Origin of the sequence: Kitasatospora sp. NPDC058406, assembly GCF_042722765.1 — a bacterium.
Taxonomy (GTDB): Bacteria; Actinomycetota; Actinomycetes; order Streptomycetales; family Streptomycetaceae; genus Kitasatospora.
Genome location: NZ_JBHXKE010000302.1, coordinates 1 through 9,685, shown reverse-complemented (window position 1 = coordinate 9,685; position 9,685 = coordinate 1). Strand labels below are relative to the sequence as shown.

The 9,685-nt window shown below is 71.7% G+C and carries 10 protein-coding genes and 4 pseudogenes; 10 read left to right on the top strand and 4 right to left on the bottom strand.

Annotation, left to right across the window (positions count from 1 at the left end; translation table 11 throughout):
- The first annotated feature begins 111 nt into the window (after positions 1-111).
- From ACFWOG_RS36425 to ACFWOG_RS36405, 5 genes are all read left to right on the top strand, one after another.
- Positions 112-564: an STAS domain-containing protein gene (locus ACFWOG_RS36425; protein ID WP_380363668.1), complete on the top strand. Its 453-nt coding sequence runs from the start codon at positions 112-114 to the stop codon at positions 562-564.
- Positions 565-646: 82 nt separating this feature from the next.
- The gene (locus ACFWOG_RS36420) at positions 647-883 is read left to right on the top strand and encodes a DUF6296 family protein (RefSeq protein WP_380363666.1); all 237 of its coding nucleotides are present in this window, start codon (positions 647-649) and stop codon (positions 881-883) included.
- A 318-nt stretch (positions 884-1,201) separates the two neighbouring features.
- Positions 1,202-1,651, top strand: a complete 450-nt coding sequence (locus ACFWOG_RS36415) for an SRPBCC family protein (protein WP_380363664.1) — start codon at positions 1,202-1,204, stop codon at positions 1,649-1,651.
- Between the two features lie 72 nt (positions 1,652-1,723).
- On the top strand, positions 1,724-2,197 hold the full coding sequence (locus tag ACFWOG_RS36410; RefSeq protein WP_380363662.1) for a hemerythrin domain-containing protein: 474 nt from the start codon (positions 1,724-1,726) through the stop codon (positions 2,195-2,197).
- A gap of 183 nt (positions 2,198-2,380) precedes the next feature.
- Positions 2,381-2,566 (top strand): hypothetical protein, encoded by a 186-nt coding sequence (locus ACFWOG_RS36405; protein ID WP_380363660.1) that lies wholly within the window; start codon positions 2,381-2,383, stop codon positions 2,564-2,566.
- Positions 2,567-2,656: 90 nt separating this feature from the next.
- Here ACFWOG_RS36405 and ACFWOG_RS36400 read toward each other — a convergent pair.
- Positions 2,657-3,211 (bottom strand): annotated as a pseudogene (locus tag ACFWOG_RS36400) (alkaline phosphatase family protein); the annotation flags it as partial.
- A 128-nt stretch (positions 3,212-3,339) separates the two neighbouring features.
- Here ACFWOG_RS36400 and ACFWOG_RS36395 point away from each other — a divergent pair.
- The 3 genes from ACFWOG_RS36395 (at position 3,340) to ACFWOG_RS36385 (ending at position 6,474) form a co-directional block, all read left to right on the top strand.
- Complete coding sequence (locus ACFWOG_RS36395; protein WP_380363658.1) at positions 3,340-4,344, top strand: SAM-dependent methyltransferase; 1,005 nt, start codon at positions 3,340-3,342, stop codon at positions 4,342-4,344.
- A gap of 217 nt (positions 4,345-4,561) precedes the next feature.
- The gene (locus ACFWOG_RS36390; protein ID WP_380363656.1) at positions 4,562-5,683 is read left to right on the top strand and encodes a TIGR03364 family FAD-dependent oxidoreductase; all 1,122 of its coding nucleotides are present in this window, start codon (positions 4,562-4,564) and stop codon (positions 5,681-5,683) included.
- 491 nt (positions 5,684-6,174) lie between these two features.
- Positions 6,175-6,474 carry a DUF4193 domain-containing protein gene (locus ACFWOG_RS36385; protein WP_380363654.1) on the top strand — a complete coding sequence of 100 codons (300 nt, stop codon included), beginning with the start codon at positions 6,175-6,177 and terminating at the stop codon, positions 6,472-6,474.
- A 416-nt stretch (positions 6,475-6,890) separates the two neighbouring features.
- Here ACFWOG_RS36385 and ACFWOG_RS36380 read toward each other — a convergent pair whose 3' ends face one another.
- Positions 6,891-7,301, bottom strand: coding sequence for a VOC family protein (locus tag ACFWOG_RS36380; RefSeq protein WP_380363652.1), 411 nt, complete (start codon positions 7,299-7,301; stop codon positions 6,891-6,893).
- Positions 7,302-7,394: 93 nt separating this feature from the next.
- On the opposite strand from ACFWOG_RS36380, the pseudogene ACFWOG_RS36375 reads away from it, so the two are divergent.
- Positions 7,395-7,663: pseudogene (locus tag ACFWOG_RS36375) on the top strand (SPASM domain-containing protein); the annotation flags it as partial.
- Between the two features lie 404 nt (positions 7,664-8,067).
- Here ACFWOG_RS36375 and ACFWOG_RS36370 read toward each other — a convergent pair.
- Both ACFWOG_RS36370 and ACFWOG_RS36365 read right to left on the bottom strand, forming a co-directional pair.
- A pseudogene (locus ACFWOG_RS36370) lies at positions 8,068-8,637 on the bottom strand (aminotransferase class I/II-fold pyridoxal phosphate-dependent enzyme); the annotation flags it as partial.
- Between the two features lie 170 nt (positions 8,638-8,807).
- A pseudogene (locus ACFWOG_RS36365) lies at positions 8,808-9,032 on the bottom strand (GntR family transcriptional regulator); the annotation flags it as partial.
- A 246-nt stretch (positions 9,033-9,278) separates the two neighbouring features.
- On the opposite strand from ACFWOG_RS36365, the gene ACFWOG_RS36360 reads away from it, so the two are divergent.
- A complete protein-coding gene (locus ACFWOG_RS36360) occupies positions 9,279-9,518 on the top strand; it encodes a hypothetical protein (RefSeq protein ID WP_380363650.1) in 240 nt (79 codons plus the stop codon).
- The last annotated feature ends 167 nt before the right edge of the window (positions 9,519-9,685 follow it).

Below are 9,685 nucleotides of genomic sequence, written 5' to 3'. Positions count from 1 at the left end.
ATGTCGCAATCCACACCGAGCCAGAAGGCCCTCACTCATTTCAAGATCACCACGCCGTGAGCCCTGTCACCAACCTCCGTGGTCAGTACACCTAGCCCCCGAGGAACGACCATGTCCGAGGACCTGCCCGCCCCGGCCCGCGCCCCGCGCCCCGGTCCCCGCACGGGTGACGCCACCGGTGCCGGCGCCGGAGCGGGGCACCTCGCACCTCGCCTGCTGGCCGGACGCCTCGCGGTCGGCTTCACCGCCACGCTGAAACGGCCCCGGGCGCACCTGAAGGGCGAGATCGACATGGACCTCGCCGGGAGCCTGTACCGCGTCCTCAGCCAGGCACTCGCCCACAGCGGTACCGGTCTGGACATCGACATGTCCGGTGTCGAGTTCTGCGACAGCTCCGGCCTCAACACCCTGATCCGGCTGCGGCTGGAGGCGCGGGCCGACGACCGCACCGTGACGATCACCGCCGCCAGCCCCCAGGTCCGACGCCTGCTGACCATCACCGAGACCGCCGCCCTGTTCACCCCGCCCCCGGCAGCGCACCACGACGAGACACCTGAACCATGACCGTCACCAGCACACCCGCGACCTCTGCCGCCCTGGCCGTCACCGGTCCCGCCCACCCCGCCCGCCACCGGGCCGGTGCGCCATGAACACCTGCCCCCGCTACGCCATCGCCCTGCCCGGCACCCCGGGCGGCCACGCCGCACCCCGCACGGTGATCGTGCACCGCACCGGCCGGCTCGGCCCGGCGCACGAACCCGTGTACGAGGACGCCACCGGCCGCTACCGCTTCCAGATCACCGGGACCGTCGCGGAAGTCCTCACGTTGCCGGCCGAGTACGGTCCGACACACCCGTGCCTCGAAGCCGTGCCGATGCCCTGACTCGGCCACGGTCGCGGCCCGGCTACGACGGAGCCCCCGCCCGCGGCGGAAAGGGAGGCGCCCCTGTCCCCGTCCACCCCGCCGGCCCTGCCACGTTCTCGGTGCGCGTTCTGACCGTCGGCCCGGGGCGCCTCACCGGTGTGCGCAGCACGCGGTGGCAGTGAAGCCGTCCGTCTCCGATCCGGGCCGCTCGAATGGATGGTGCCTGTTGCCGGTCCGTCCGGTACGGGGCCGAATTGGTAGGGACTGGCATACCTGCAAGTGGTCGGGGCAGGCGCTGGTTCGACCATGAAGCGATTCGAAGGCGGGTGTGCAGCGATGAGCAAGGTGCAGGAGCAGATCGACGTGGACGTGCCGGTCAGCACCGCGTACAACCAGTGGACGCAGTTCGAGCAGTTCCCGCAGTTCATGGAGGGCGTCGAGGAGATCACCCAGATCGACGACCGCCACAACCACTGGAAGACCAAGATCGCCGGGGTGTCCCGCGAGTTCGACACCGAGATCGTCGACCAGGTCGCCGACGATCACGTCGCCTGGCGCACCACCAGCGGCGACATCAGGCAGACCGGCATGGTTCGCTTCGAGCCGATCGACGCGACGCACACCAGGGTCCTGATGGAGATGGACTTCCAGCCCGGTGGCATGGCCGAGAAGGCCGCCGACATGACCGGCATGCTCGACCGGCAGGTGAAGGGCGACCTCAAGCGGTTCAAGCACTTCATCGAGAAGCGCGGTACCGCCTCCGGCGGCTACCGCGACACCCTCTGACCCATTCACCACAAGCGCCCCCGCCGCCCCGCGGCGAGGGCGCCTGTGCCGCTGCGAGCGAAGGAGTTCCGGATGGACGGGATCGTGCTGCTGAAGGACGACCACAAGACGGTGGAGAAGCTGTTCAAGGAGTTCGAGAAGGCGGGCGCAGACGCGCACAAACACAAGCGGGAGATCGCCGACAAGGTGATCGAGGAGCTGACGGTCCACACCTGGATCGAGGAGAAGATCTTCTACCCGGCCGCTCGGGAGGCCGCCCCGGACACCAAGGACCACGTGCTGGAGAGCGTGGAGGAGCACCACGTGGTGCTGTGGATGCTCTCCGAGCTCGCCGGCCTCGATCCGGCGGACGAGCGGTTCGACGCCAAGATGAGCGTGCTGATGGAGAACGTGCGCCATCACGTCGAGGAGGAGGAGAAGGAATGGTTCCCCGAGGTCCGCAAGGCCATGGGCCGCAACCGCCTCACCGAACTCGGGGAGCGGATGGAAGCCGCAAAGCCCGACGCACCTCGTGACCCCCTGAAGGTCCCCAGCGCCCGCGAGTAGCGCCGACTCGCGCTCGGCAGCCGGCCGGCGGCGGGCCGCCGCCGTAGCATCGCAGCGTGCCCGTCTCACGGCGCGCAGGACCTCACCACCGCGCCGCCCGGCGGCCCCGTCCGCCACCACCCGGGACGGGTGGACACTCACCGGAACAGGCCCCCGACCAGCCCGGCGGAACAGGAGAAGACGATGAGCGCCAGCCCTGAACTCGAACCCGTGCTGCGCGGTATCGCCGAAGCCGTCCACGACCGCGACGACCACGTCCTGCGCCGTCTCCTGGCCCGCCTCGCCGAACAGGCCACGATCGACGACCTCTACGCCCTGCGCGACGCCCTGCCCCGGCTGCGCCGCTCCACGGCCGACACCGCCCACTGATCCCACCCCCCGGCGCCGCAGCAGCCGAGACGGCTCAGAGGACGAAACAGGACGGCACTCGGGACCGGGGGCCCTCATCGCGGCGAGTGTGGCGAGCAGCCGCGCCGTGAGGTTCTCGCCATTGGCGGGACGGTGGTTCGCGTGCTCGGGCAGGGGCTCCGGCGCGACGATCCAGCTGACCTGTGGCAGCGTGCCCCGCGCGACCTCGTCGCCGAAGGCCGACACGAGGTCCGCGGCGGTGGCGATCCCCTTGTCGTGGAGGGGCCGGCCGGGGGCGGACTGCTTGAAGGTGGCGAACGAGGCGAGCGCGTTGTCGTTGACGTCGTCGGCCTCCTGGTAGACCTTCCAGCTGACGCCGGCCGACTCCAGGCGTTCGGTACAGGTGGTCCGGCCGAACCCGCAACAGCGCCGGGGTTTCGAGGTACGCCGCCGGTGCGCACAGTGTGCGGGCTGTCCGGTGCGCCCGGCAACGGTCGAATTCGGGTCCGTGCTGCGCCCTGCCCGAGCGGTCGGCCAGGGGGTTGTGGGGACGTGGAGGCTGGTTGCGTCGGCGGCCCGGGTGCACGACGTCGGCGGAGATCCGCGCGGTGACGATGCGTTGTCGGCAGATGCGGGGACTGGGGCAGCCCATAACGATCGTGTCACGAGGCGGGGGCTCGATGCCGGTTTCCCACTCCTTCGACCGAACAGTTCAGCGGTTCGCGAGAGTGCAGGAACCGAGCCCCGTCGGCGCGGTGTCCGCTCCGTCGACCACCAGATCTCCGAGGACTCTCATGACGACGTCCGTCACGGCCGCTCCCCTGGCCGACTCCGTGGCCGACGACTTCCCCGTCCGGGACGTCACCCTTCGGGACCTCACCCTTCGGGATGCGGCCCGACTCACGGGGAGCGCAGGCCGGTTCGAACCTCCGGGAGTGACCACGGGCATGGTCGACGTCGAAGACTCCACCTCCTACGGCCGCGCCGCCGGCACACCACGGCCGTCGGCGGATCCTCGGGGAGACCTACGGCCGAACCGGCCCACGTCCGCCCGGGTGGCGAGCCTGATGCTCGCGGGCAAGGACCACCTCGCCGCAGACCGGACGCTGCTGGACCGTCTGCGGGCCGAGGACGCGACCTGCGTGGACGCGGTCCGGCGCGGCCGGGAGTTCCTTCACCACGCCGTCGGGCTCCTGGCCGAACGCGGCCTGGAGCAGTTCCTGGACCTGGGGTGCGGACTGACGACCGGTGCGACCGGCACCGCGCTCGCCCCGATCCACACCTCCGTCCTGACCGCCCGGCCGGGCGCACGGGTCGCGTACGTGGACCGCGACCCGGTCGTGCTGGCCCACGCCCGGGCGTTGCTCGACGTGCCGGCACCCGCCCGGGTCCGACACGTGCACGCCGACATCGCCGCGTCCTCGCTCATCGCGACGGTGCGGGAGCAAGCGGGCCTGGAATGGCATCGCCCGGTGGCAGCCGTCCTCGGTGACGTCCTGCACGAGCTGAGCGATCCGCAGGCCCGGTCCCTGCTCGCGGCGCTGCGCCGGGAACTGCCCGCCGGCAGCGTGCTCGTACTCAGCCACCGGGCGGCGGACGCCGGCGTACCGGCCCGCGCCGTGCGGGTGGCCGCCTGCTGGGCGCAGGCCGGTCTGCCGTGGCATCCGCGTACCCCGGACGCCGTCGATGCTCTTCTGGACGGCTGGGAGCGGCAGGACTTCGGGGCCGGGCCTGCGGCGGGCGGGGTCGTGGCGGGGGTGTACGTGACGGTGGAGGTCGGCTGCGGCGGCGGGTGGTGACCGGGCAGGCGAGCGCCACGCCACCGATCCGCCCGAGACCACGTCCTGAGCGGCCGTGCCGCCGTACCGCGAGCACGGTTCGGCGGTACGGCCGTTCTGAGCGCCCACGGGGCCGGGGTTGACGAAACGACAACTGGTCCGGGCCCTCCACGTGATGTCACCTTCCGTTCACGGAACAGAACTGAGCGTGTAACGGGTCCGGGACACCGTTCCGGGTATGCGAGTCATAGTCGTCGGCGCAGGCGTTCTGGGAACCATGCACGCCTGGCACGCGATCAAGCGCGGTCATCGGGTGGTCCACATCGAGCGCGAGGCCGAGGCCCGGGGCGCCTCGGTCCGCAGCTTCGGCCTGGTTCGGGTCGGCGGCAGGGCCGAGGGCGAGGAGCTGGCGGTCGCCCAGCGGGCGAGACAGCTCTGGGCGGAGATCGGCGCAAGGGTCCCGGAACTGGGTTTCCGGGCGAACGGTTCACTCACCCTGGTGCGGACCGAGGCGGAGCTGGCGGTCGCCGAGGACGCGGCCTGGGGCGCCGGGGCCGCGGCCCGCGGGTTCACCCTGCTGGATCCCGCCGGGGCGCGGGCTTTGAACCCGGCCCTGCGCGGGGAGTTCCTCGCGGCCCTGCACTGCGCGCGGGACGGCGCGGTGGAACCGCGCACCGCCCAGCTCGCGCTTCGCGCGGTCCTGCGGGCCAGCGGCCGGTACAGCTTCCTGCCGGGACGGGAGGTGCGCGAGGTCGTCGGCGCGCACGCGGTGCGCGACGATCACAGCGAGGTGCACTACGGCGACGCGGTCGTCCTGTGCACCGGAGCCCACCTCGGCGGCCTGGTGCGCGAACTCGTCCCCGACCTGCCGGTCCGCCGGGTCAGGTTGCAGATGATGCAGACGGACCCGCTGGGGGAGCAGCTCACCACCTCGGTCGCGGACGGGGACAGCTTCCGCCACTGCCCGGGCTACGGCGGCCCGGCGCTGGACGCCCTCGACCTCGGGCAGCCCCAGCACCCGACCGCCGCCCGGCACCGGATGCACCTGCTGATGGTCCAGCGACGCGACGGCGGGCTGACCATCGGTGACACGCACGCCTACGACCAGCCGTTCGACTTCGACGTCGTCGAGGACTCCTACGCCTACCTCACCGGCCTCGTCGAGTCCGTCCTGGGCCGCGCACTGCCCCTGATCCGGCGGCGCTGGGCAGGCGTGTACGCGCAGTGCGCGGACGCCGCCCGGGTCGTCCACCGCCAGCAGGTGCGCGACGGCGTCTGGCTGGTCACCGGACCCGGCGGCCGCGGCATGACCTGCTCACCGGCCATCGCCGAGACCACCGCCGACCTGCTCGGCCTCTGACGCCGGCCGGACCGCCCCGCTCACCGGTCCCGCCCGTCGCTTCCGCCCGTCGCTCCGGCTTATCGCTCCCGCCCGTCGCTCCGGCTTATCGCTCCCGCCCGTCGTTCCGGCTTATCGCTCCCGCCCATCGCTCTGGCAAGGCGGACCCGAGGGTGGGCGGAGCTGTCATGCCCCGCTCACCCCGGCCCCTGTGTTCGGTCGTCCTGGACACGGCCGGGGGCGTCAAGGTTGGCGGCGCGCTGGCGAGGTCGGCCTCGGTGAGACGGGAGAGCTGGTTGCCGCCGGCGCTCCCGTGGCCCCCGGTCGTCACTCTCGCCCGCCCCGGCCTGCCTCCCTGGTGATGAGGGACACGAAGCGATACGGGTCCTGGCTCGACAGCCTCGGTTACACTCCGCACACCATCCAGACCCGGCGTCGGCACGGGGGCCGCGGGACAGTCCCGCAAGCCTGCCTGTGCCGGTACCCCACCCCCAGACGACAAGGACCCATTTGTGGCAACCGACTACGACGCTCCGCGCAAGAGCGACGACGACGGCTCGACCGACAGCATCGAGGAGCTGAAGGCCCACCGTAGCGACAAGTCGGCCTCCACCATCGACGCCGTCGACGTGCTCGAGTCTGCCGAAGGCTTGGAACTCCCCGGCGCCGACCTGTCGGGCGAGGAACTCACCGTCGCCGTGCAACCGGTCCTGAACGACGAATTCACCTGCATCAACTGCTTCCTCGTCCACCACCGCAGCAGACTCGCACGCCTCAAGAACGGCAAGCCGATCTGCCGCGACTGCGACTGACAGATAGGCCGGTGAGGGCCCAGCGGCGTCCGGCTGGGGCACGCCGCGGTGCACTGGCCGGGGCCGCGGCGTCGCGCCATTCACCACACTCCTGCCAGTCATCGTGCGCGACGGCGGCTTCGGAGGTCCGGTCAAGCCCCACCTGACGATCGCCGTCGACCAGGATCAGCGCTCCCGGCGCGCCGCCGACGCCGAGTTCGACGGCCGGGCCAGGAACGGAGAGGTGAACGGTCGCGGCCCGGCCGGGGCGATCCGAGCAGTGCAGGCGGCGGCGCCAGGTGACTGGCACGGGGTCCAGCAGATCGTCAGTCCGGTCGGGGCTGGAGCCGCATTCGCTCTCCAGGCCGGCCGTGCGGGTGTCGGTCAGGCTGCGGTGCTCCGGCGGCTCGGCAACGCCGCACTGGTCAGGGGTCGCGTTATCGGCCGGGGCCGTCGCCGGCCTGCCGGGCGACTTCCGGGAGCGCGAAGTGCGGATTCTCGATGATCCCGATGACTGATCCGCTCGGATCGGTCACCGATGCGGCGCGGATGGATCCGCCGACGTCGCGCACCCCTTCCTTGACGGTTGCTCCCGCGGTGACGAGTTGCTGCAGGGCCGCGTCGGCGTCGGCGACGCCCCAGTAGGTCACGGGGCCGTCGGCGAGGTCGGCACGCGGGCTCAGAGCCAGCTCGTAGCCGCCGACGTTGTAGCCGACGTAGAACGGCTCGTCGAAGTAGGGCTCCATACCGAGGACCGAGGTCCACCACGCCTTGCCGGCGGCGAGGTCGGGCGCCGGATACACCACCACTCGTAGACCCAGGAACATGGGCAACCAGCCTCTCAACATGCGAACAATGGTTTGATCAGGGTAGTCGTCGTCCTACTCCCGTCGGGTCGGCGCCGTCCTGCTGCCACGCGGCCCCGGCCGCGAATGGGTCGCATGGGCGGGTGGGGAGCCATCTCGCTCACCGTGGCGCCGGACGGCATGGCTCTGCCCTGTCCGGCCGCCCACAGCCTGCCGGGACTCGACCCGCCGAACACAGGGGACCACTCCCTGGAGTGGATCTGGGAGCACTCGAAGGCCTTCAACGCCTACCGGGGGCACCGCCTGGATGAAAGAGCCGTGCCGCAGTTGCCCGCAGCGGGACTTCGGCGGCTGCCGCTGTCAGGCGTTCGCCCTTACCGGCGACGCCCGGCGGGACGACCCACTCGGCCCCTACTCCTCCACGAGGCGGTCCTCAAGGCGATGTCGAGGTCGGTGTTGTTGGCTGCACCGGCAGCCCCGAACGGCACCGGCAGCGCCCGGTTCCCCCCGCAGACGCGGGTACCGGCACGGCATCGCCGGTCTGGTTTTGCGAACAGGACGTCGGTCCGGCGTCTGGCCAGGCAGAGGAGTGCCCGGATGTGCCGTTTGCCCTGGCCGATCTTCTTGTCGTGGTAGGCGCGCGAGGGTCTCTGTCCTCCGGGGGACTCCCTCGGGTCGGGCTGTCAGGGCAAATGTCGCAGTACGTCGGCGAGTGTCTCCACTCCTTCGCTGATGCCGGGGCGAGGAGCTTCGAGGCGCTGCCGGCGTAGAAGACGTTTTCGGTGAGTACGGATCGCAGCGCGGGTACCGGGGTCCGGTCGTAGCGGTGCTCGGCGTCGTAGTCGTCCTCGATGATCAGTCCGCCCTCTTCTCGGGCCCAGTGCATCAGTTCGCTGCGTCGGTTGCCGCGCAGGACCACGCCGGTGGGGAACTGGTGCGCGGGCGTCAGGAGGACGGCCGCTTCGCCCGTGGCACGCAGTTCATCGACGCGCACGCCTTCGGAGTCGACTGCGACGGGCGGGGTGTCCAACTGGCAGTGGTGCAGGTGCTGGCGGGCCCCGAGGGAGCCGGGGTCCTCCACGGCCACGGCGGAGATGCCGTCGTCGTGCAGCACCTGCCCGACCAGGGTGAGCGTCTGGGCGGTCCCGGCGACGATGAGGACGTCGCCGGGGTCCGCCCGGATGCCGCGGGTGCGGGCGATCCAGTTCGCGACGGCCAGGCGGAGAACCGTTGTGCCGCGTGGGTCTCCGTATCCGAGGCCGGAGGTCGCGAGGCGATCGAGGGCGCGGCGTTCGGCGCGCAGCCATGCCGCTCGTGGGAACGCGGCGAGGTCGGGGAGCCCTGGGGAGAGGTCGATCCGGGCCCGGGCCGTGCGCATCGTGTCGAAGATGTCCGCGCCGGGCGTGGTGGCGAACACGGAACGTGGTGGCGGTGGGCCGGCAGGTGCGGGGGCTTGGCTGCTGTCGGCGGGGCGGTGGGGGCGCCGACGACGATGGTTCCGTTGCGCCCCCGTCCGGCGAGGTGCCCGTCCTCGATCAGGCGTTGGTAGGCCTCGGTGACCACGCCGCGTGAGACGCCCAGTTCGTCGGCCAGGACCCGAGTGGCCGGCAGTCTGCTGCCCACCGGCAGGCGCTTGTCCGCCAGCGCGAGCCGGATCTGCCGGGCCAGCCAGTCGGCCTTCCTGCGCCGGGGCGCCTCGTCGACCGTCAGATGCAGGAAGTCGGCCCCAGCAGCTTTGGACCGGCTGGGGGTGACCTCATTGGATCTGTTCATCGGGCCATAGTGGCAGCAGGGTGGGCCATGAACACGGCGACGACACCTTCCGCCCCTGCCCCTGTTGGTCACCTCCCTCACCACTGCGGCGGGACCAAGGGATCACAGACCTGCGTCGGGCCGGCCGCGGCGGAACCTTCCACCACACGTTCTTCAAAACCATTGCCGTGACCTCACCTGTCCGCTGCTGCGTCCCCTCGGGGCACCTGAAGCATCCCGCCGAACCAAACCCAACGAGGAGCCGTCATGGCCGGACTCGCCGCTCTCGCCCTGTGGATCGTCCTCGTAGCCTGGGCACTGGAGCGCAACCACCGGCGCCGAGCCGGCCCACGCCCCTCCCTGCACGGCAGGGCGGACATCCACGACCGGGACACCGAGCGTGTCCGGGCCGAACTCGGCGCCGCAGCCGACCGGGGCAACGGGGCCGGCCGCTCCCCGTGTCCGCGCGGCAGCGTCCCTGACCCGGCGGGGGAGGCGGAGGCGTGATGAGCGAGCCGGAGCGGGACCTACTGGTCGGTGCCGGTCCGGTCGGCGGGGCCGGTGTCACGGCTACCGGGGGCCGGTCGCGCGGGCGGTGTGGACGGTGACGGCGGTGAGGTAGAAGGCGTCCGGGCGGGTCAGGATGCCGGTGGGGGCCTCGGGGTCGAGCAGGG

Excerpts from the sequence above, each read along its gene's own strand:
- ACFWOG_RS36425 (WP_380363668.1), top strand. The coding sequence starts at position 112 with ATGTCCGAGGACCTGCCCGCCCCGGCCCGCGCCCCGCGCCCCGGTCCC.
- ACFWOG_RS36420 (WP_380363666.1), top strand. The coding sequence starts at position 647 with ATGAACACCTGCCCCCGCTACGCCATCGCCCTGCCCGGCACCCCGGGC.
- ACFWOG_RS36415 (WP_380363664.1), top strand. The coding sequence starts at position 1,202 with ATGAGCAAGGTGCAGGAGCAGATCGACGTGGACGTGCCGGTCAGCACC.
- ACFWOG_RS36410 (WP_380363662.1), top strand. The coding sequence starts at position 1,724 with ATGGACGGGATCGTGCTGCTGAAGGACGACCACAAGACGGTGGAGAAG.
- ACFWOG_RS36405 (WP_380363660.1), top strand. The coding sequence starts at position 2,381 with ATGAGCGCCAGCCCTGAACTCGAACCCGTGCTGCGCGGTATCGCCGAA.
- ACFWOG_RS36395 (WP_380363658.1), top strand. The coding sequence starts at position 3,340 with ATGACGACGTCCGTCACGGCCGCTCCCCTGGCCGACTCCGTGGCCGAC.
- ACFWOG_RS36390 (WP_380363656.1), top strand. The coding sequence starts at position 4,562 with ATGCGAGTCATAGTCGTCGGCGCAGGCGTTCTGGGAACCATGCACGCC.
- ACFWOG_RS36380 (WP_380363652.1), bottom strand. The coding sequence starts at position 7,301 with ATGTTGAGAGGCTGGTTGCCCATGTTCCTGGGTCTACGAGTGGTGGTG.
- ACFWOG_RS36360 (WP_380363650.1), top strand. The coding sequence starts at position 9,279 with ATGGCCGGACTCGCCGCTCTCGCCCTGTGGATCGTCCTCGTAGCCTGG.